The 20,652-nt window shown below is 72.2% G+C and carries 19 protein-coding genes; 12 read left to right on the top strand and 7 right to left on the bottom strand.

All coding sequences use genetic code 11. The annotated features are described in order from the left end of the window. Positions 1-25: 25 nt before the first annotated feature. The 3 genes from DFQ13_RS24415 to DFQ13_RS24425 are packed head-to-tail and all read right to left on the bottom strand — an operon-like array spanning position 26 to position 2,157. A complete protein-coding gene (locus tag DFQ13_RS24415) occupies positions 26-1,132 on the bottom strand; it encodes an MAB_1171c family putative transporter (protein WP_110081496.1) in 1,107 nt (368 codons plus the stop codon). Further along, a complete protein-coding gene (locus tag DFQ13_RS24420) occupies positions 1,122-1,664 on the bottom strand; it encodes an ImmA/IrrE family metallo-endopeptidase (protein ID WP_052020276.1) in 543 nt (180 codons plus the stop codon). Before DFQ13_RS24420 ends, DFQ13_RS24415 begins: the two co-directional genes overlap by 11 nt. Positions 1,665-1,704: 40 nt before the next feature. Beyond that, positions 1,705-2,157 carry a helix-turn-helix domain-containing protein gene (locus tag DFQ13_RS24425; RefSeq protein WP_035277516.1) on the bottom strand — a complete coding sequence of 151 codons (453 nt, stop codon included), beginning with the start codon at positions 2,155-2,157 and terminating at the stop codon, positions 1,705-1,707. Between the two features lie 342 nt (positions 2,158-2,499). Here DFQ13_RS24425 and DFQ13_RS24430 point away from each other — a divergent pair, with 342 nt between their 5' ends. Further along, positions 2,500-3,465 carry a COX15/CtaA family protein gene (locus tag DFQ13_RS24430; protein WP_110081497.1) on the top strand — a complete coding sequence of 322 codons (966 nt, stop codon included), beginning with the start codon at positions 2,500-2,502 and terminating at the stop codon, positions 3,463-3,465. A gap of 96 nt (positions 3,466-3,561) precedes the next feature. Here DFQ13_RS24430 and DFQ13_RS24435 read toward each other — a convergent pair whose 3' ends face one another. Continuing rightward, positions 3,562-3,843, bottom strand: coding sequence for a hypothetical protein (locus tag DFQ13_RS24435; protein ID WP_052020281.1), 282 nt, complete (start codon positions 3,841-3,843; stop codon positions 3,562-3,564). A 149-nt stretch (positions 3,844-3,992) separates the two neighbouring features. On the opposite strand from DFQ13_RS24435, the gene DFQ13_RS24440 reads away from it, so the two are divergent. Then, positions 3,993-4,994, top strand: coding sequence for a quinone oxidoreductase family protein (locus tag DFQ13_RS24440; protein WP_110081498.1), 1,002 nt, complete (start codon positions 3,993-3,995; stop codon positions 4,992-4,994). Positions 4,995-5,493: 499 nt separating this feature from the next. Here the strand turns inward: DFQ13_RS24440 and DFQ13_RS24445 are convergent, their stop codons facing one another. Next, positions 5,494-5,952: a MarR family winged helix-turn-helix transcriptional regulator gene (locus DFQ13_RS24445; protein WP_233438559.1), complete on the bottom strand. Its 459-nt coding sequence runs from the start codon at positions 5,950-5,952 to the stop codon at positions 5,494-5,496. Positions 5,953-5,993: 41 nt separating this feature from the next. Next, on the bottom strand, positions 5,994-6,548 hold the full coding sequence (locus DFQ13_RS24450) for an FKBP-type peptidyl-prolyl cis-trans isomerase (RefSeq protein ID WP_110081499.1): 555 nt from the start codon (positions 6,546-6,548) through the stop codon (positions 5,994-5,996). Positions 6,549-6,774: 226 nt separating this feature from the next. Between DFQ13_RS24450 and DFQ13_RS24455 the strand changes: the two genes are divergently transcribed. Genes DFQ13_RS24455 through DFQ13_RS24465 form a run of 3 tightly spaced genes read left to right on the top strand, consistent with a single transcriptional unit; the run spans position 6,775 to position 9,060 of the window. Beyond that, entirely contained in the window at positions 6,775-7,743 is a 969-nt protein-coding gene (locus DFQ13_RS24455; protein ID WP_181400141.1) for a hypothetical protein, read from the top strand. A 34-nt stretch (positions 7,744-7,777) separates the two neighbouring features. Then, positions 7,778-8,371, top strand: coding sequence for a hypothetical protein (locus DFQ13_RS24460; protein WP_052021816.1), 594 nt, complete (start codon positions 7,778-7,780; stop codon positions 8,369-8,371). 50 nt (positions 8,372-8,421) lie between these two features. Continuing rightward, entirely contained in the window at positions 8,422-9,060 is a 639-nt protein-coding gene (locus tag DFQ13_RS24465) for an HD domain-containing protein (protein WP_110081500.1), read from the top strand. Positions 9,061-9,298: 238 nt separating this feature from the next. On the opposite strand, the gene DFQ13_RS24470 is transcribed toward DFQ13_RS24465, so the two are convergent. After that, entirely contained in the window at positions 9,299-10,246 is a 948-nt protein-coding gene (locus tag DFQ13_RS24470) for a heme o synthase (protein ID WP_110081501.1), read from the bottom strand. Between the two features lie 318 nt (positions 10,247-10,564). On the opposite strand from DFQ13_RS24470, the gene tkt reads away from it, so the two are divergent. From tkt to wsfD, 7 genes are all read left to right on the top strand, one after another. Continuing rightward, positions 10,565-12,685, top strand: coding sequence for a transketolase (tkt, locus tag DFQ13_RS24475; protein ID WP_052021811.1), 2,121 nt, complete (start codon positions 10,565-10,567; stop codon positions 12,683-12,685). Next, positions 12,682-13,788, top strand: a complete 1,107-nt coding sequence (tal, locus tag DFQ13_RS24480; protein WP_110081502.1) for a transaldolase — start codon at positions 12,682-12,684, stop codon at positions 13,786-13,788. The genes tkt and tal overlap by 4 nt, the downstream gene beginning before the upstream one ends. Before the next feature lie 100 nt (positions 13,789-13,888). Beyond that, complete coding sequence (locus DFQ13_RS24485; protein ID WP_110081503.1) at positions 13,889-15,517, top strand: glucose-6-phosphate isomerase; 1,629 nt, start codon at positions 13,889-13,891, stop codon at positions 15,515-15,517. Continuing rightward, on the top strand, positions 15,514-17,049 hold the full coding sequence (zwf, locus tag DFQ13_RS24490; RefSeq protein WP_035287691.1) for a glucose-6-phosphate dehydrogenase: 1,536 nt from the start codon (positions 15,514-15,516) through the stop codon (positions 17,047-17,049). Before DFQ13_RS24485 ends, zwf begins: the two co-directional genes overlap by 4 nt. Next, entirely contained in the window at positions 17,046-18,152 is a 1,107-nt protein-coding gene (opcA, locus tag DFQ13_RS24495; protein ID WP_110081504.1) for a glucose-6-phosphate dehydrogenase assembly protein OpcA, read from the top strand. Before zwf ends, opcA begins: the two co-directional genes overlap by 4 nt. Next, a complete protein-coding gene (gene pgl, locus DFQ13_RS24500; RefSeq protein WP_035287687.1) occupies positions 18,149-18,877 on the top strand; it encodes a 6-phosphogluconolactonase in 729 nt (242 codons plus the stop codon). The genes opcA and pgl overlap by 4 nt, the downstream gene beginning before the upstream one ends. Positions 18,878-19,133: 256 nt before the next feature. Further along, complete coding sequence (gene wsfD, locus DFQ13_RS24505; protein WP_146241348.1) at positions 19,134-20,651, top strand: glycan biosynthesis hexose transferase WsfD; 1,518 nt, start codon at positions 19,134-19,136, stop codon at positions 20,649-20,651. The last annotated feature ends 1 nt before the right edge of the window (position 20,652 follow it).

Here is a 20,652-nt window from a genome sequence, read left to right on the forward strand (position 1 = left end):
CCGGTTGTATATACCGATCAACTGACTATGACAAGATCGGGGAGCGCCAGTCGCCCGCCGCGGCGACCGACTCCAGCCAGCCGACCTCGGCGGCGAGGTCTGTTGTGCCCCGGTGGGTTTCCGGGGCCGGGGTGGGGTGGGGGTCGGCGCCGTCGAGCTTGGCGCGCAGGGCGGCTCGGAGAGATTCGGCTTCGGCTGTGGCGCACAGTTCACCCGGGGTCGGGTCGCGGTAGGGGCGCAGGGCGGCTCGGCCGTCCCAGATCTCGATGACCCGGCGGTAGAGGCGGTATTCCATGTGCCACCACGGGGTGGGTGAGCGCAGTTCGATGGTGGGGGTGGCGGTGCGCAGGGCGTGCCAGAGCGGGGTGAGGCGGCGGTAGGAGCGGTAGTGGGCGAGCCAGGTGCGGGCGGCGTCGACCCGGGGCCCCCAGGCGGGGAGGGTGATGCCGACGATCGCCGTGCTCAGGCCGATGGCGAGCATGGTCAGTTCGGGGAAGGTCTGCTTCCACGGCGGTGGGGTGCCGAAGCGGCCGCCGAGGATGAAGCAGGCGCGGTGGCCCGCCCAGGCGACGCAGCACCAGCCGCCGGTGGTGAGCAGCCAGAGGCCCCGGCGCAGCCAGCGGCGGTCGGCGATGCGGGCCCAGTGGGCGGTGAGCCGGGCGTTGACCAGCAGGCACCCGGCCACACCCAGGACGAACAGCAGGTTCGCCGCCGACGTCCACGGTTGCCGCCCCCAGTCGACCCGGCTCCAGTCCGGGGATTCGACCAGGGCCGCGACCAGCCAGGCCGCGAACAGCACGACCATCCCGGTGCCGGTCAGCGCGGCCCGGGACCGGAGGGCGGCGGGCACGCGGTGGGGCGGGTGGGTGGAGTGCACGAAGAACGCCTGCAACGCGAAGGTGCCGCCGACCACCAGTTCGTGCTGCACGATCCAGCCCGCGCCGGGCAGGACCGCGTCGAGCACGCCGCCCACGGTGCGCAGGCCCACCGCCAGGGCGAGCAGCAGGGCCAGCAGGGCCGACCACAGCGCCCAGTGGCCCGGTCGCGGGGCGCGCAGCAGGTCGGCGGCCTTGTAGGCGACGGCGAGGCCGACGACCGCGATCACCGCCAGGTGCAGTGCCTCAGCCGACACCGCCGCCCCCGTCGGCGCGGCGTTCCATGACCTCGGCGAACCGGTCGACCACGGCGGCCTCGGTGGGGTCGAGGGCCCGCCGGTCGGGGACGAGCCTGCGGTCGGCCAGGCGCCAGATCAGCGACGCGGCCACCTCGGCCTGCTGCTCCATGACGTCGTCGTAGCCCGCGCGGTGCAGCACGCCCATGCGGCGCAGCAGGTCCGGGGACACGTCCGGGGTGAGTTCCGGGCCCAGGCCGGTGCCGCCGTGGCCGAGCAGGATGTGGCCCAGCTCGTGGCAGACGATGTGCTCGGCGCGCAGCGGTGGGCTGTCGGCGTCGTGCACGATGAGGTCGACCGTGGGGCCGCTGAGCCAGGCGCCGTCCGGGGCGCCCGGGGGCATGACCATCGGCAGCACGTGGATCGGCCTGCCGCGGTGCGCGGCGACCCTGGCGCAGAACTCCCCCAGGTCCCACGGCCGCGGCACGCCGACCTCGGCCAGCAGTTCCCGCACCCGCCTGCGCAGCCTGCGGTGCTCGGCCAAGCCCCTCACGGTGTCACCGCCGCGCTGCCGCCGCGCCGTCGCGGTGCCCTCACCTCAGCTCGGGCTTCCCGCTCTCGGGCCTGCGCTCCGGGCGCGCGTGCGCGCGCTCGATCTCGCACACCCGGTTGGCCATCTCCAGGATCGCCGCCCGCCCGGCCTCCGACAGCTCCCCGGCGCGCATCGCGATCGCCCGCACCTGCGCGTCGCGCCAGGCGGCGACCAGGTCGAGCTGCTCGTCGACGCGGGCGGACTCGGCGTCGTCGGAGAAGTAGCCCAGCGGCACGCCGAAGAACCGGGCCAGCGCCGACAGGTGCCGGAAGCTCGGGTTGTCCCTGGTGCCGCGGCGCCAGGCCGAGATCGCGCTGTGCGAGATGTCGACCGACTGCTCGGTGCGGATCGAGGCGGCGATCTCCTCGTTGGTGAACGGGCCCCGCCCGGCCGGGTGGACCGTGGCCACCAAGCGGTTCAGCTTCGCGGACAGCCCCAGATCCCCGTGGTCCATCTCCCCCACCTCACGGCGAATGGTGTTCGACACCTGTCGAAAACAAGCACCGGTCGTTGCACTACTGTTGAAACCCTGCGCAGGCGGAGTATATGTTCACCCCGCCTGGGGGAACGCTACCGCCGGACGGGTCGTGGGGGGAGTGACCCGTCCGGCGGCAGCCCACGGGAAGGCGATGGGGGAGTTCGCCCTCCGACGACGCAGTGTAGTCCGCCATGATCGTTGCGTGGAGCACTTCCGCGAAGATGCACACACTTTCACGGTTCACCCGGCGATGAGAGCCACGGCACGCTAAAGCGGCCCATCGGCGGGTTCTCAGCCACCCGCGCTTACCATCGGCCCGTGGCGCTGGAGACACTGAAGAACCGCATCGATCGGCTCCCCGGGGCGAGTGTGCGCACGCAGCGCACGGTGGCGGTCGGGGTGCTGATCACCCAGGCGCTGATCGCCGTGACCGGGTCGGTCGTGCGGGTCACCGGCTCCGGCCTCGGGTGCAGCACCTGGCCGCAGTGCCAGCCCGGCAGCATGGTCCCGGTCGAGCACCCCGAGCTGGCCGCGCTGAACCAGTGGATCGAGTTCGGCAACCGGCTGCTGACCGGGGTGGTGGGCATCATCGCCTTCGCCGCGTTCGCCCTGGCCTACCTCGACCGCCCGCGCCGCCGCCGCTACGTGCGCCTCGGCTTCATCATGCCCGCGGGCGTGGTCGTGCAGGCGATCATCGGCGGCCTGACGGTCCGCTTCGACCTGCTCTGGTGGACCGTCGCGGTGCACTTCCTCGCCTCGGCGGTGATGGTGTGGCTGGCCACGCTGCTCCTGCACGCGATCGAACAGGGCGACGGCCCCGCGGTGCACCGCGGCCCAGCGGCGCTGCGCGGGCTGTTCCCGGTGATGGTCGTGGTCCTGGTGGGCCTGCTGGCCGTCGGCACGATGGTGACCGGCGCGGGCCCGCACGCGGGCGACCCCGACACCCCCCGGCTGGCACTGCCGGTGGACACGCTGGCCCACGTGCACGCCGCGTTCCTGTTCCTGTACCTGGGCATCCTGATCGCCGTCGGCGTGATGATCAAAACCGACGCGGGCACTCCCCCGGTGCTGTGGCGGCGGTTCACGGTGCTGATCGCGGTGGTGCTGGCCCAGGGGGCGCTGGGCTTCGTGCAGTACTGGACCGGTGTCCCGGAGTTGCTGGTGTCGCTGCACGTCCTCGGCGCCACGGCGGTCATCGCGGCCACGGCCAGCCTGTGGGACGGGACGCGCGAGCGCCCGCTGGTGCGCCCGGGGTCAGACCGGGTCCTGGTCACCCGCGGCTGAGCAGCGGGAACTCGGCGAAGTCACGGGTGGCCGCGCCACGCGGATCGAACGGCTCGGGCGCGCCCTCCGCAGGGCCGCCCGAGCCGGGCGTTCGACTCAGCCGCGGGCGCGGCCGCCCATCTTGACGCGGTGCGCGTGCCCGATCTTCGCCGCCTCGACGGTCTCGCGGTCCCACTCGGCGGCTTCGAGGTCCCTGACCTTCTCGATGAGCCGCTCGCCCAGCGCGGGGCTGGGGACGAGCACGTCGCCCATGGCGCCGTCGTGGCCGACCAGGACCACGCGGGCGCCCTTGCGGCCGATGTTCTCGACCACGGCGCGGGCGGGCTTGCCGTGCCTGGCCACGAAGGCCGCGGCGGCCTTCACGGCCTTCGGCGGCACCGAGGGCGCGCGGTCGGCGGTCTTGTCGTCAGCGGTCTTCTCGTCAGCCACCCGACAGAGCGTAGGCCCTGCGCGACCGGGCCACCTGTCGACCGTGAGCGGGGCCACTGGAGCATCCTGGGCGGGGCGGGCGGAGTTCGCCCGGCGTGATGAACACCCGTCCCGAGAGGAGCAAAACCGTGCCGAAGGCCGTGCTGGTGACCGAGAACGGTGGCCCGGAGGTCCTGCGCCACACCGAGGTGGACGAGCGCTCCCCCGGCCCGGGCGAGGTGCTGGTGGCCGTCGCGGCGGCCGGGGTGAACTTCATCGACACCTACCAGCGCTCCGGCCTGTACCCGATCCCCTGCCCGTTCGTCCTCGGCCAGGAGGGCGCGGGCACGGTGACGGCCGTGGGCGACGGGGTCACCGGCGTGGCCGTCGGGGACCGGGTCGCCTGGGCGGGTCCACTGGGCGGGTACGCCGAACAGGCCGTGGTCCCCGCCACCGCGGTGGTCCCGGTGCCCGAGGGCGTCGACGACGAGACCGCTGCCGCGGCGATGCTCCAGGGCCTCACCGCCCACTACCTGGTCACCTCCACCCACCCGGTCCGACCAGGCGACACGGTGCTCGTGCACGCGGCGGCGGGCGGGGTCGGCCTGCTGCTGGTGCAACTGGCCAAGGCCCGCGGCGGCCGGGTGATCGCCACGGTGTCCACCGAGGAGAAGGCGAACCTGGCCCGCACCGCGGGCGCCGACGAGGTCATCCGCTACACCGAGGAGGACTTCACCACCCGCACCCGGGACCTGACCGGCGGCGAGGGTGTCGCGGCGGTCTACGACGGGGTGGGCAAGACCACGTTCGACGGAAGCCTGTCAGTCCTGCGCCCACGCGGAACACTGGCCCTGTTCGGCGCCTCCAGCGGCCCGGTCCCCCCGGTCGACCCGCAGCGGCTCAACCACGCGGGTTCGGTCTTCCTCACCCGCCCCACGCTGGCCCACCACATCGCCACACCGGAAGAACTGCGGTGGCGCACCGGCGACCTGTTCACCGCGATCACAGCGGACACCCTCGACATCCGGATCGGCCACCGCTACCCCCTGGCCGACGCGGCCCGGGCACACGCGGACCTGGAGGGCAGGCGCACCACCGGCAAACTCCTCCTGCTGCCCTGACCCAGACCGCGAACACGCGCCACGCGGCCAACCCCGACCACCGGCCGCCCGAACCGGCATCAGCGCAGCGGCCGACCACCCCACCAACCGCCGGCCCGGCGAGCAAATGCCTGGGCGGGCGAATGCGCTTGGCCAGCCACCCACCCGAAACCGACGGCCCGGCAAGCCAACTGCCCGGGTGGGTGGAGGTCCTGCACGCAGGCTGGCCACCCCACAAACCGACGGCCCGACCAAGCAACTGCCCGGGTGGGTGGATGTGTTTGGCCGGGGGTGGCGATCATGTGACAGCCTGCCTGGGCGGTGGGGCATCTTTTCAGCCCCACCTGACGCACTGGAGCACATGATCGCCATAGGGGCCCCGGCCAAACACATCCACCCAGCCGGGCACCCACAACAAAAGACCGGGCTCCAAAGCTGAGCGCATCCACCCACCCGGACACCACCACCAAAACCCCGGCACCCCCGCCAAAAAGACCGGCCCTGAAACAGAACCCGGGTGCTACTGCGGCCCACCCGGCCCCAGCGCCTGGACCAACGCCACCAACTGCTGACGAAACGCCTCGTAGTCCACCAGCGCACCCAGCACCGCGGGGTCCTCACGTTCAGCCCGCACCGCCTCGGCGTGCACGGCGCGGCCCGACTCGGTGAGCGTCACCAGCATCCGCCGCCGGTCCGCGCCGTCGACCACCCGGTCGACGAACCCGGCCCGGAGCAGCCGGTCGACCGTGCGGCTCATGGTCTGGTCGGTGACCCGCGCGCCGCGGGCCAGCGCCCGCTGCGACTGCGGGCCGCCGACCAGCAGGTGCAGCGCGATCAGTCCCGCGTGGGTCAGCCCGCGCTCGGCCAGCGCCCGCTCCCAGGAGCCCTCGACCAGCCGGGCGGCCACCGACAGCAGCCGACCGGTCGGCCAGGACGCGACCGCGTCATCGGCCACGTCGTCGGCCACGTCGTCGGCCACGTCGTCGATCGCGGCGTCGGTCGCGCCCGCCCCCTCCGGGATCAGGAGACAGCCACCGCGTCGACCACGAAGACCAGGGTCTCGTTGGGCTTGACGCCGTTGCCGCCCTGGCCGTAGCCCTTGTCCGGCGGGATGACCAGCAGCCTGCGGCCGCCCTCCTTCATGCCGATGACGCCCTCGTTCCAGCCGTCGATGACGCCGGCCTTGCCCACGTTCTGCAGCGGGTACGTCTCGCCGCGGTCCCAGGAGTTGTCCAGTTCGACCTTGTCCGACCAGGTGACCAGCACGTAGTGGGTCTGCATGGTCACCCCGGCGGTGACGTCCTTGCCGGTGCCGACGACGAGGTCCTTGCTCAGCAGTTCCTTCGGCGGCGAGCAGGTGTCCGGGACGGTGATCGTCGGCTTCGCCCCCGCCTGGCCGCCGATCGGGATCTGGTCGACTGTGCAGGCGGGCAGGTTGCTCGCCGTGGTGGTGGTCGTCGTCTTGCCGATCGTGACCCCACCGGTCGAACCGGGGGACGCCTGGTCCGACGAGCCGCAGGCGGTCAGACCGGTGGCCAGGGCCGCCGCGAGCACGATCTTGCCGAGGTTCCGCATGGTCGAGCAGTGTAGATACCGGCCGGTACGCGTCAACCGGGTGACCGGCGGTGAACTCTCACCCGAATTACGCATTTTCCCGTCAGCAAATTGCGCGTAGGGTGACCTTCCGCACCTTTTCCGTGACTTCCCCCCGCCCAACACCCTGCCCTCTCCCCGGGGCACCAGGAGGTGGCTTGCCGTGCCCGCGGACGCCGGACGGCTCCGCACCCACGCGATCCAGGACATGTTCTGGACCCGAACCGGGTTGCTGCTGTCGGTCCTGCTCGTCGTGTCCGGCCTGTCCACGTGGGCAGCCGGCTCGATCGACGCCGGGACACCGAAGAACCTGCTCACCGCACTGGGGACCGGGACGTTCGTCTCGGCGGTGATCGGGTTCGGCCAGACGCTGATCACCGCCTCCGCCGCGCAGCGGGCGATGGTCACCCCGCTGGTCGAGGAGAGCCGCAAGGCCCTGCGCGAGCTGTCGGACGAGTACCGCTCGCTGAACGCGGAGTTCTTCCCCACGCACGTGTTCGAGGCGACCACCGACCCGGACCCGGCGTTCAACGCCCTGATGATGCGCGACCTCGGTGGCACCCGGCAGTTCCTCTTCCGCGGGTTCTCCGGCCGCTACGCCGCGGTGCGGCTGCTGCTGGCGCACGCCGAGTGGGAGGTGCGCGCGGTGGTCGCCGACCCGCGCGCCCGCGGCTCGGTCACCGGCCGGGCCCGGCACAAGCTGCGGCACAAGGGGGCCGACGCCGACTACGAGACCGAGTACGAGCGGGTGCAGGAGGCGCTGCACGAGGAGATCCGCATCGGGCTGGTCGGGCTGTTCCTCGCCCGCGGCCGGTGCACGTCCATCGAGGTCACCGCGGTGGCCGACCCGCCGCTGGACCGGCTGGAGATGTTCGACGACAGCGTGTGGGTGACGCTCTACAGCTCGGTGTCCGGCTCGCAGTCGCTCTACCCGCGGTCGCTGCGGTTCTCCGAGGGGTCGTTCCTCTACGGCATGCAGCGCGCCGAGTTCGCCCGGCTGCACGCCACCGACGGCGCGCGGTTCGTGATCACACCGGAGACCACCCGGGACGAGTTCCTGGCGCACTTCGCCGCGGTCACCGGGGAACAGCCCACCGAGGAGCGGTTCCGGGAGCTGGCCGAGCGCTTCCACGCGTTCCGCCGCGACTTCGCCGCCAAAGCCGAGTTGGGAGGCTGACCCCGTGCCGGACCTGTCCGACCTCGCCGCGCGGATGCGCGCCGCGGACCTGGGCCACCAGCGGTGGGCGGCCGCGCACGAACAGGTGCTGTCCTGGGCCGACGGCCCCGGGCTGCGCTCGGTGCTGCGCAGCCACCTGCTGGGGATGGCCCCGGCCAACGCGGCGGCGCTGATCGCCCGCTCCCGGGAGACCACCACCCACTTCGCCTGGTGCCTGCGCGACCGCACGGCCGAGCCGTTCTCGTTCTGGCTGCACGAGTACAAGCCGCAGCAGGACTGGCGGGCGGGCTACGCCGACTCGGTGCACAACCACCGCTACCACTTCTGCACGGTCATCCTCTCCGGCGGCTACCGCCACGAGCGCTTCCGCGCGACGGTCGACGAGCACACCGGCCTGATCACCGGAGCGGAGCTGACCAGCCGCGCCGACTGCCTGCCGGGCGAGTCGGGGGTGCTGACCGCCGAGCAGTTCCACCGCATCCCGACCGCCCTGGACACGACGATGACGTTCCTGGTCAAGTCGCGCCCGGTCCGCGCCTGGAGCCTGTCCTACGACCCCGCCACCGGCATCGGCCACCGGCACACCCCAGTCGAGTCGCGCTTGGCCGAACTGACCAGCCTGCTCTGAGCGGCGGCTTACCATCACCCCACCCACGGCCTATGGGAGGGGTACTACCGATGTCCATCACACGCTCGACGATCGAACTGGTGGAGAAGCAGGTCAGGGACCTGTGCACGCTCTACGCCCGCAACCTGCCGTTCCACGGCTGGCACCACGTCAGCTTCGTCCGGGACAAGGCGGTCGAGTTCGCCGACCTCAACGGCTCGGACACCCCGGTGGTGGAGACCGCGGCACTGGTCCACGACGTGAACTACCTGGTCCGCCGCAACTCCCCCGCCGCGGCGGGCAGCGGCCTGCGCCGCGACATCCTGGACTCCGCGGGCGTCACCCCCGACCTCGTCGACTGGATCGACGCACTGGTCGACGAGGCGGAGATGGCCAACCGCCACCGCGACATCTCGCTGGAGGCCCAGGCCCTGTCGGACGCGGACACGCTGTTCAAGGCCCTGCCGGTGACCCCGGTGGTGCTCGCGCACAAGTACCTCGCCGAGAACGGCATCGGCCTGCGCGAACTGGCGAACAAGATCGTCGGCGAACAGCACGTCCCGCACGAGGAGGGCTTCTACTTCTACTCCCCCGAAGCCGCGACGGCGTACTCCCGCTGGGCCACGGCCAACCTGGAACTGTGGCACTGCATCAAGGAATCCCTCGACGACCCCACAGTGGAACGCCTCCTGACGGCAGTGGCGTCCTGACCGTCCGCGACGTGCCCACCCGGAGCCGCCGGTGGACGTGTCCCCAGGTCGCGGTGGACGGCGACGAGGTGGACGGGTCCGCGCAACCCTGACCACCATCGAGACGATCGCCGTCCACCCAGGCCACCAAGTGCTCGGCCCCCGGATGCCATGCGCCTGGACGCGGGGTGGATCAGCCGTGTCCATCGCCGCACCCGGTTCATCACGGCCGTTCAGCCGTGGGTGGCGGCGGTCCCGCTCAGAAGGGCAGGCCCAGGACCGGCAGGGACAGGGCGGAGTCGACCGCGAGGGCCACGAAGACCAGGGTCAGGTACGAGTTGCTCAGGTGGAACAGCTTCATCGGGTTGTTCGGCTCGCCCTTGCGGACCGCGCTGTTCAACCGGTGCGCGAACACCAGGAACCACGCGCCCGCCAGCAGCGCGAACGCCGCGTAGACCCAGCCGGTGGCGGGGAGCAGGAGCAGGGTCCAGGCGACCATCACCCAGGAGTAGATGACGATCTGCTTGGCCACCTGCTGCGGGGTGGCCACGACCGGGAGCATGGGGACGCCCGCGGCGGCGTAGTCGTCGCGGAACTTCATCGCCAGGGCCCAGAAGTGCGGGGGGGTCCAGAAGAAGATGACGCCGAACATGACCAGGGCGGGCCAGGCGACGTCGCCGGTGACCGCCGACCAGCCGATGACGACCGGCATGCAGCCCGCGGCGCCGCCCCAGACGATGTTCTGGGCGGTGCGGCGCTTGAGGATCATCGTGTAGACGAGGACGTAGAACAGGATGGCGCCGACGGCCATGGCCGCGGCGAGCAGGTTCGTCGTCGTCCACAGCCAGGCGAAGGAGAGCACGCCCAGGACCACGCCGAAGATGAGCGCGGAGCGGGTCGGGACCGCGTGCTGGGCCAGGGGGCGGGACTTGGTCCGCTTCATGACCGCGTCGATGTCGGCGTCGACGACGCAGTTGAGGGCGTTGGCGCTGCCTGCGGCCATCGAGCCGCCGATGAGGGTGGTCAGCACCAGCCACGGCGAGGGGATGCCGCGGGCGGCGAGCATCATCGCCGGGACGGTGGTGACCAGGAGCAGTTCGATGATGCGCGGCTTGGTCAGCGCGACGTACGCCTTCACCACCGAGAGGGTGGTGCGCGGTGCCTGTTCGGCGCGCGGGTCGACGGGCACGGGGGTCACCGACGACATCGCGCTCCTCAGGTGGTGGGTACCCGCCACGACCAGGTGTAACGCCGGTCACGGCGAGTGCGTCCGCACCGCGGCGACGACCGCGGCACCGGGCAAATGTTAACCGCGCGGTTATCGGGTACCCCTGCCGGGTGGTCCGGCGTGGCCCGCTTTCGGTCGGAGATCACATCCGATCCGCGGGCGGACTACGCTTACCCGTGGACCAGGGATGAACTGCGGGTCGAACCTTGTCACCCGCCTGCGGGATCGATCTAGAACCCGATGCGGAAGACTGGGCGCCACGACCCGCCGAGACTGTGGAAGTGGGAGCCGAAGTCCGTGTCCGTCAGCAGTGAAGTGCCCAACGACCTGTCCGAACTCACCCGCGCGTCGGTGCCGGACGACTGGTCGGATCTCGACAAGCGGGCCGTCGACACCATCCGCGTCCTCGCCGCCGACGCCGTGCAGAAGGTCGGCAACGGCCACCCCGGCACGGCGATGAGCCTCGCACCGCTCGCCTACACCCTCTACCAGCGGGTCATGCGCCACGACCCGGCCGCGCCGCACTGGATCGGCCGCGACCGGTTCGTGCTGTCCTGCGGGCACTCCAGCCTCACCCAGTACCTGCAGCTCTTCACCTCCGGCTACGGCCTGGAGATCGAGGACATCAAGGCGCTGCGGACGTGGGGCTCGAAGACCCCGGGGCACCCGGAGTACAAGCACACCGACGGCGTGGAGATCACCACCGGGCCGCTGGGCCAGGGCCTGGCCTCCGCGGTCGGCATGGCGATGGCCGCGCGCCGCGAGCGCGGCCTGTTCGACCCGGAGGCCGCGCCGGGCGAGAGCGTGTTCGACCACTTCGTCTACGTCATCGCCTCCGACGGTGACATCGAGGAGGGCGTCACCTCCGAGGCCTCGTCCATCGCGGGCCGCCAGGAGCTGGGCAACCTCGTCGTGTTCTACGACGACAACAAGATCTCCATCGAGGACGACACCGCGATCGCCCTGTCGGAGGACGTGGCCGCGCGCTACGAGGCCTACGGCTGGCACGTGCAGGTGGTCGAGGGCGGCGAGAACGTCTCCGGCATCCTGGCCGCGGCCGAGGCGGCGAAGGCCGAGACCACCCGGCCGTCGTTCATCCTGCTGCGCACGGTGATCGGCTTCCCGGCGCCGAACCTGATGAACACCGGCAAGGCGCACGGCTCGGCCCTCGGCGACGACGAGGTGGCCGCGGTCAAGAAGATCCTCGGCTTCGACCCGGAGAAGACCTTCGAGGTCGACCCGGCCGTCCTGGCCCACACCCGTTCCGTCGGCGACCGGGGCAAGGCCGCCCGCACCGAGTGGGAGACCGCGTTCGACGCGTGGGCCGCGGCCAACCCGGAGCGCAAGGCCCTGCTGGACCGGGCGAGCGCCTACGAGCTGCCCGAGGGCTTCGCCGAGGCGCTGCCCACCTGGGAGCCCGACGCCAAGGGCGTGGCGACCCGCAAGGCCTCCGGCGAGGTGCTCAACGCGATCGGCGGCCTGCTGCCGGAGCTGTGGGGCGGCTCGGCCGACCTGGCCGAGAGCAACAACACCACGATCAAGGGCGCGGACTCGTTCGGCCCGACGTCGTCGGCGACCGCGCACTGGAACGCCAACCCCTACGGCCGGACGCTGCACTTCGGCATCCGCGAGCACGCCATGGGCTCGATCCTCAACGGCATCGTGCTGCACGGCCCGACCCGGCCCTACGGCGGCACGTTCCTGGTGTTCTCCGACTACATGCGCCCGGCGGTGCGGCTCGCCGCGCTGATGGGCCTGCCGGTCACCTACGTGTGGACGCACGACTCCATCGGCCTGGGCGAGGACGGCCCGACGCACCAGCCGATCGAGCACCTGGCCGCGCTGCGCGCCATCCCGAACCTGGTGGTGCTGCGCCCCGGTGACGCGAACGAGACCGCCGCGGCGTGGAAGGCGACGCTAGAGCAGCACCAGCAGCCGGTCGGCTTGGCGCTGACCCGGCAGAACCTGCCGGTGCTCGAGGGCACGAAGGAGAAGGCCGCCGAGGGCGTCGCCAAGGGCGGGTACGTGCTGGCCGACGCCAGTGACGGCAACCCGAAGGTGGTGCTGATCGGCACCGGCTCCGAGTTGCAGATCGCAGTGGAGGCCCGCGCGGTGCTGGAGGCCGACGGCATCCCGACCCGCGTGGTGTCGATGCCCGCCGTCGAGTGGTTCGACGCGCAGAACCTCGACTACCGGGACTCGGTGCTGCCGGGTTCGGTCAAGGCCAGGGTCGCGGTGGAGGCGGGCATCGCCCAGCCGTGGCACCGGTTCGTCGGCGACGCGGGCGAGGTCGTCTCCATCGACCACTTCGGCGCCTCCGCGGACTACCAGACCCTCTACCGCGAGTTCGGACTGACCACAGAGGCCGTCGTGGACGCGGCGCGCCGCTCGCTCGAAGCGACTGGAGGAACCCAGTGACCGACAACCTGAAGAAGCTGTCCGACGCCGGTGTCTCGATCTGGCTGGACGACCTGTCCCGCGAGCGGATCAAGTCGGGCAACCTGGCCGAGCTGATCCGCGACAAGCACGTCGTCGGGGTGACCACCAACCCGACGATCTTCGCGGCCGCGCTGGCCGACGGCGAGGCCTACGACGAGCAGGTGCGCGAGCTGGCGGCCCGCGGCGCGACGCTGGACCAGGCGGTGCGCGAGCTGACCACCACCGACGTGCGCAACGCCTGCGACCTGTTCCGCGACGTCCACGCCGCCACCGACGGCGTGGACGGGCGGGTGTCCATCGAGGTCAGCCCGACCATCTCGGCGGACTCCGAGGCCACCTCCGCCGAGGCGCAGGAGCTGTGGAAGACCGTCGACCGGCCGAACCTGCTGATCAAGATCCCGGCGACGGTCGAGGGCCTGTCCTCGATCACCGCGACCCTGGCCGAGGGCATCAGCGTCAACGTCACGCTGATCTTCTCCGTGGAGCGCTACCGCGCGGTCATGGACGCCTACCTCACGGGCTTGGAGCAGGCCAAGGCCAACGGCCACGACCTGGCCACGATCCACTCGGTGGCGTCGTTCTTCGTGTCCCGGGTGGACTCCGAGGTCGACAAGCGGCTCGACGCGATCGGCACCGACGAGGCCAAGGCGCTGCGCGGCAAGGCGGCCGTGGCCAACGCCCGGCTCGCCTACGCCGCGTTCGAGGAGGCGTTCTCCGGTGAGCGCTGGGAGGCGCTGGCCGCGCAGGGCGCGCGCAAGCAGCGCCCGCTGTGGGCCTCGACCGGGGTGAAGAACCCGGACTACTCGCCCACGATGTACGTCGACGAGCTGGTCGTGGCCGACACGGTCAACACGATGCCGGAGAAGACCCTGCACGCGGTGGCCGAACACGGCAAGATCACCGGTGACGCGGTCACCGGCACGGCCGCCGAGGCCCAGGAGGTCTACGACCGGCTCAGCGCCGTGGGGATCGACGTGGACGACGTCTACAAGTCGCTCGAGGTCGAGGGCGTGGAGAAGTTCGAGAAGTCCTGGCAGGAACTGCTCGACTCCGTCAAGGGTCAGCTCGACAGCGCCAAGTAGGGCTGCCGAGCAGGGCCGCCGAGCAGGACAGCAGAAGAACAGCGGGCAAACACAGTGCCCGTCTGAACAAGAGGAATCAGGGAGAGGGCTGACGCCACACATGGCAGAGCACCCCGGAGATGTCGCAGTAACCCTGCTCGACCAGCGGCTCGCCGAGGAGGCGACGCCGTTGGTGGCTGGGCTGGTCACCGACCAGGTGGCGTCCAAGCTCACCGCGCAGGACCCCACGCTGTGGGGTCCTGAGGCGGAGTCCGAGGCGGCCATCCGGCTGTCCTGGACGACGCTGCACGACTCCTCCCGCCCCCTGCTGGCCGAGATCGACGCCCTCCGCGCGGAACTGCGCGCGGAGGGCGTCGACCGGGTCGTGCTGGCGGGCATGGGCGGGTCGTCGCTGGCCCCCGAGGTCATCACGGGCACGGCGGGTGTACCGCTGGTCGTGCTCGACACCACCGACCCCGGCCAGGTGGCCGACGCGCTGGCCGGTGAGCTGTCGCGCACGGTCATCGTGGTGTCGTCGAAGTCTGGGTCCACAGTGGAGACCGACAGCCACCGCCGGATCTTCGAGAAGGCGTTCACCGACGAGGGCATCGACGCGGCGAGCCGGATCGTGGTCGTCACCGACCCCGGCTCCCCGCTGGAGGAGTCGTCGGTGGCGGCCGGGTACCGCCGGGTCTTCCAGGCCGACCCGCACGTGGGCGGCCGGTACTCGGCGCTGACCGCGTTCGGGCTGGTGCCCGCCGGGCTGGCGGGCGCGGACGTGGCCGGGCTGCTCGACGAGGCCGCCGCCGCGGCGCAGAAGCTGTCGGTGGACTCCCCCGACAACCCCGGCCTGGTGCTGGGCGCGGCGCTGGCCGCGGCGCACGCGCGCGGCGCGGAGAAGGTCGTGCTGGCCGACACCGGGTCCGCGGTGAAGGGCTTCGGCGACTGGGCCGAGCAACTGGTGGCCGAGTCCACCGGCAAGAACGGCACCGGCCTGCTGCCGGTCGTCGTCGACGGCCCGGACGCCGCGGGCTTCCACGACGCGGGCTCCGACGCCACCGCCGTGGCGATCGGCCCGGCCGCCGGTGCGGCGCGGATCGCCACCGAGGGCAGCCTCGGCGGCCTGATGCTGCTGTGGGAGTACGCCACCGCGGTCGCGGGCAGGCTGCTGGGCATCAACCCGTTCGACCAGCCGGACGTGGAGGCGGCGAAGAAGGCCGCCCGCGCCCTGCTGGACTCCACCGGCGACGAGCAGGCCGACGAGCCCGCCCTGGTCGACGGCCCGATCGAGGTGCACGCCTCCGAGGGCCTGCTGCCGGAGGGCACGACCACCGTCGCCGCCGCCGTGCACGCGCTGCTGTCCGCCGCGCCCGAACACGGGTACGTGTCGGTGCAGGCCTACCTGGACCGGCTCGACGACGCCTCGGCGGTGCTGCTGCGCACCGAGGTCGCCCGCAAGTCCGGGCTGCAGACCACCTTCGGGTGGGGTCCGCGGTTCCTGCACTCCACCGGGCAGTACCACAAGGGCGGGCACCAGAACGGTGTCTTCCTGCAGGTCACCGGCGCGGTGGAGCAGGACCTGGAGGTCCCCGACCGCCCGTACACCCTCGGCGTGCTCCAGCAGGCGCAGGCCCTCGGCGACGGGCAGGTGCTCGTCGAGCACGGCAGGCCGGTGCTGCGGCTGCACTTCACCGACCGGGCCGCGGGCCTGGCGCACCTCGTCGCGGCGCTGGCGGAGGTGCGCGGGTGAGCCAGCGGACGTGGAACAACCCGCTGCGCGACGAGCGGGACAAGCGGCTGCCGCGGATCGCCGGGCCGTGCGGCCTGGTGATCTTCGGTGTGACCGGTGACCTGTCGCGCAAGAAGCTGATGCCCGCGATCTACGACCTGGCCAACCGCGGCCTGCTGCCGCCGGGCTTCTCGCTCGTCGGCTTCGCCCGCCGCGACTGGGCCGACCAGGACTTCGGCCAGGTCGTGTACGAGGCGGTCAAGAAGCACGCCCGCACCCCGTTCCGCGAGGCGGTCTGGGACCGCCTCGCCGAGGGCTTCCGGTTCGTGCAGGGCTCCTTCGACGACGACGCGGCGTTCGACAAGCTCGCCGCCACCGTGAAGGAACTCGACGAGCTGCGCGGCACCAGCGGCAACCACGCGTTCTACCTGTCGATCCCGCCGGGGGCGTTCCCGGTGGTGACCAAGCAGCTCGCCCGCTCCGGCCTGGCGAAGGCGAACAACCCGGAGGAGTGGCGCCGGGTCGTCATCGAGAAGCCGTTCGGCCACGACCTGGCCAGCGCCCACCAGCTCAACAAGGTGGTCAACGCGGTCTTCCCCGAGGAGTCGGTGTTCCGCATCGACCACTACCTCGGCAAGGAGACGGTGCAGAACCTGCTGGCGCTGCGCTTCGCCAACCAGCTCTTCGAGCCGATCTGGAACGCCAACTACGTCGACCACGTGCAGATCACCATGGCCGAGGACATCGGCCTGGGCGGGCGCGCGGGCTACTACGACGGCATCGGCGCGGCCCGCGACGTGATCCAGAACCACCTGCTGCAACTGCTGGCGCTCACCGCCATGGAGGAGCCGGTCTCCTTCCGGCCGGGCGCGCTGCGCACCGAGAAGATCAAGGTGCTGGAGGCGACCAAGCCGGTCGGGCCGTTCGGCGACACCACCGCGCGCGGGCAGTACGCGGGCGGCTGGCAGGGCGGGCAGAAGGTCCCGGGGCTGTTGCAGGAGGAGGGGTTCTCCAAGGACTCCACCACCGAGACCTACGCGGCCATCACCCTGGAGGTCAACACCCGGCGCTGGGCTGGGGTGCCGTTCTACCTGCGCACCGGCAAGCGCCTGGGCCGCCGGGTCACCGAGATCGCGGTGGTCTTCAAGCGCGCCCCGCACCTGCCCTTCGACGCCACCGCGACCGAGGAGCTGGGGCAGAACGCCCTGGTGGTGCGGGTGCAGCCGGACGAGGGCATGACCCTGCGGTTCGGCTCCAAGGTGCCGGGCAACTCGATGGAGGTGCGCGACGTGTCGATGGACTTCTCCTACGGGCACGCGTTCACCGAGGCCTCCCCGGAGGCCTACGAGCGGCTGATCCTCGACGTGCTGCTCGGCGAGCCCTCCCTGTTCCCGGTGAACAAGGAGGTCGAGCTGTCCTGGGAGATCCTGGAGCCGGTGCTCAAGCACTGGAAGTCGGCGGGCAAGCCGGACAGCTACCCCGCAGGCACGTGGGGACCGGACTCCGCGGACAAGATGTTGGCCCGCGACGGCAGGCACTGGAGGCGACCGTGATCGTAGACCTTCCCTCGACGACGACCGCCCAGATCAACTCCAAGCTCCTGCACGTGCGCGAGCTGGGCGGGGCGACAACGCTGGGCCGGGTGCTGACCCTGGTCATCGTCACCGACGACGGCGAGCGCACCGAGGACGCGATCGACGCGGCCAACGACGCCAGCCGCGAGCACCCGTGCCGGGTGATCGTGGTGGCCCGCGGCGCCAAGCGGGCCGCGGCCCGGTTGGACGCGCAGATCCGCGTCGGCGGCGACGCGGGTGCCTCGGAGGTCATCGTGCTGCGGCTCTACGGCGCGCTGGCCGACGAGGGCGCGAGCTGCGTGATCCCGATGCTGCTCCCGGACGCCCCGGTGGTGGCGTGGTGGCCGTTCGAGGCGCCCGCCAAGCCCGCCGAGGACCCGATCGGGCGGCTGGCGCAGCGGCGGATCACCGACTCGGCCACCGACAAGAACCCGATCAAGGCCCTGGAGGTGCGCCAGCGGTACTACTCCGACGGCGACACCGACCTGGCCTGGACCCGGCTGACCCTGTGGCGGGCGGTGCTGGCGGCGTCGATGGACCTGCCGCCGTTCGAGAAGGTCACCGCCGCCGCGGTCACCGGCGAGGGCGACTCGCCGTCGACCGACCTGCTCGCGGGCTGGCTGGCGCACACGCTGCGGGTGCCGGTGAAGCGGGTCAAGGCCACCGACGGCGAGGGCATCGTCTCGGTGGTGCTGGAGCGCAAGTCCGGCTCGATCGAGCTGACCCGCCCGGACGGCAAGGTCGGCACGCTGACCCAGCCGGGGCAGCCCGCCCGCCGGGTGGCGCTGCAGCGCCGCGAGGTGCGCGACTGCCTGGCCGAGGAACTGCGCAGGCTGGACCCGGACGAGATCTACGAGGACACCCTCAAGGGGCTGACCAGGATCGTCCGGGCCCGGGCGTCGGCGCGCACCCGACCGGCCCCGGAGCGGGCCGCGGAGGCTCCCGCCGCCGACCCGAAGCCGTCGGCGGCGCGGGCCCACCAGGTCTCGCAGTCCAAGGCGAAGACCGGCGACGCGGCCAAGGCGAAGGCGACCCCGCGGCGCGCGACGACCACCCGCGCCAAGGCGAAGGCGTCGTCGTGACCGGCGGGAACGAGGTCGTCGTCTTCCCCGACGCCAAGGACCTCGCGGCCACGGTCGCGACCCGGCTGCTGTCCGCGGTGGCCGCCGCCCAGGCCGCGAAGGGCTCGGCGTCGCTGGTGCTGACCGGCGGTCGCACCGGGATCGCCGTCCTGGAGGCCGTCCGCACGGCGGCGTCCGCGGTGGACTGGTCCACTGTGGACATATACTGGGGCGACGAGCGCTTCCTGCCCGCGGGCAACCCGGAGCGCAACGAGACCCAGGCCCGCGCGGCCCTGCTCGACCACGTCCCGGTCGACCAGACCAGGGTCCACCCGATGGCCCCCTCCGACGGCAGGTTCGGCGACGACCCGGACGCGGCCGCCGCCGCGTACGCGGAACTGCTGGGCGGGTCCCCGGAGTTCGACGTGCTGCTGGTCGGCGTCGGCGAGGAGGGGCACACGCTGTCGGTGTTCCCGGACTCCCCCGCCGTGCACTCCACGGACGTCGTGGTGGCGGTGCGCGACTGCCCGAAGCCGCCGCCGACGCGGGTCAGCCTGACCCTGTCGACCGCGCGGTCGGCTTCGCAGGTGTGGTTGATGACCACCGGGGCGGCGAAGGCCGAGGCCGTGGGGAAGGCTTTGGCGGGGGTTTCGGAGGTGGAGATTCCCGCTGCTGGTGCCCGGGGGCGGGATGCGACGGTGTGGTTCCTCGATGAGGAAGCTGCCGCTGAGGTGAAGCGGGACTGAGTGTGTGCGCGGAGCGGGGGCCGGGGGCCATCCCCGGCCCCCGCTCCGTGTTCCGGCTCCGACGCCGCCCGCCTCCGGTCGCCTCGCGGACCTGCCGTTCGTCACCGCCGACTCCACCCCGGCACGCCGAGTGCGTGTGGCGGCAGGCCAGGTGGGCGAGAGGCGGGCGACCACCGGACCCGGAACGTCGCCCGCCGTACCGGTCAACCGGTGAGCCCACGGCGGAGACGGTGATCGACCGGCTACTCTCGAACCGGTGCAACGTTTGTCTGTGGCGGTCTCGGCCGCGGTCGTCATGCTGTTCGGGATCGCCCTCACCCTCGGCCTGTTCGGGAACAGCCCCTCCGGCGCCGGGGACAACGGCGACGGCATCCGCCTGTTCTGCGGCGCGGGGATGATCCCGGACACCCCCACCGGGCGGTCCAACTGGCTCGGCGGCGTGGCCATCGACTTCGTCCGCGGGCCCGCCTGCGGGGTACCGCAGCCGTCGTCGGCACTGGTGGCCCTGCGCCTCGCCGGGATGGGCGAAGACCCGTTCTCCCTCACCCGCCTGGGCTGGCTCTACGCGATCGCGGCGGCCGTGGTCACCGGGGTGGCGGCGTGGGCGCTGAGCAAGCGCGGTCCGGCGTGGGCACTGGTGCTGCTGCCCGCCGCCGTGCCGCTGTTCAACATCGACTTCGCCCGGTTCTTCGTGTCCATGTTCGCCGAACCCGCCGGGCTGGTGGGTGGTTACGCGGTGTTGTGCGGTCTGGCCGTCGCGCTCACCACCGACCCCGGGAACCGGGTGGAACGGGCGGTCGCGCTGGTGTTGATGGGCGCGGGCGGACTGGTGGCGGGAACGGCGAAACCGTCGTTCGCACCGGTGCTGGCCGCGGCGGTCGTGCTGTGCGCGGTGCTGCGGTTCGGGTCGCGCGGCTGGGCAGGCCGGGTCGTGGGGCCGCTCGCAGCCGTCGCCGTGGTGGCGGCGGCGTTCGGCCCGCTCACCGCCACCGTGGCCTGGCAGGACAGCTCCTACAAGGGTGTCAACACCTTCAACCTCGTCTACACCGTCGTGCTCGAGGAGATCCCCGGCGCCACCGCTGAACTGGGACTCACCCCCGAGGCCCAGTCCTACGCCGGGAACGCGTACTTCCCCAACGGTCCCGCCGGTGTACCCGGCGCCGACGAGATCATCGCCAAGGGCAGCGAGTACCGCACCCGGGCGTGGGAGGTCCTCGCCGCTCACCCCGGCGCGGCGCTGACCGCGCTGTCGGTCGGCGTGGTGGCCACCGAGAGCCGCGATCTCGTCTACCTGCCGTCGCGGAAGTGGTTGCCGGGGATGGTGTGGACAGCGCCGGAGCCCACCGTCGCGGGCAGCCAGGGCGCGGACCGGGAGAGCCTGCGCGCGTGGCTGTCGTCGGTGGCGCTGCCGTGGAAGCCGTGGGCGGTCGCGGTCCTCGGTCTGCTGGCGGGGGTGTTCGCGCTGTTGCGCCGCACGAACCGGGCGCTCACGGTCCTGTGCCGCACCGCGGGCGTCGCCGCCCTGATCGGTCTGGGTGTGGTCGCCCTCGCGATCCTCGGCGACGGGTACTTCGAGGTCGCCAAGCACGTCTGGCTCGCCGCCTACCTGTTCGACGTGACCCTCCTGGCGCTGGTCGGCGCCGCGGTGGTCGCCGTCGTCACCGCGGTGCGCCGCCGCTCCGCGCCCGACGGGGCCGAGACGGTCGAGGCGTCGAGCGCGGAGCCGGTTCCCACGGGCGGCGGTGACGGCAGGCCCGCGAACGGGACTGCCTGAC

It is taken from the genome of Actinokineospora spheciospongiae (assembly GCF_003182415.1).
Classification (GTDB): Bacteria; Actinomycetota; Actinomycetes; order Mycobacteriales; family Pseudonocardiaceae; genus Actinokineospora; species Actinokineospora spheciospongiae.

Coding starts and splice junctions, on each gene's coding strand:
- DFQ13_RS24440 (WP_110081498.1), top strand. CDS start 3,993: ATGAACACCCGTCCCGAGAGGAGCAAAACCGTGCCGAAGGCCGTGCTG.
- DFQ13_RS24450 (WP_110081499.1), bottom strand. CDS start 6,548: ATGCGGAACCTCGGCAAGATCGTGCTCGCGGCGGCCCTGGCCACCGGT.
- DFQ13_RS24460 (WP_052021816.1), top strand. CDS start 7,778: ATGCGCGCCGCGGACCTGGGCCACCAGCGGTGGGCGGCCGCGCACGAA.
- DFQ13_RS24465 (WP_110081500.1), top strand. CDS start 8,422: ATGTCCATCACACGCTCGACGATCGAACTGGTGGAGAAGCAGGTCAGG.
- DFQ13_RS24455 (WP_181400141.1), top strand. CDS start 6,775: ATGTTCTGGACCCGAACCGGGTTGCTGCTGTCGGTCCTGCTCGTCGTG.
- DFQ13_RS24425 (WP_035277516.1), bottom strand. CDS start 2,157: ATGGACCACGGGGATCTGGGGCTGTCCGCGAAGCTGAACCGCTTGGTG.
- DFQ13_RS24485 (WP_110081503.1), top strand. CDS start 13,889: ATGGCAGAGCACCCCGGAGATGTCGCAGTAACCCTGCTCGACCAGCGG.
- DFQ13_RS24470 (WP_110081501.1), bottom strand. CDS start 10,246: ATGTCGTCGGTGACCCCCGTGCCCGTCGACCCGCGCGCCGAACAGGCA.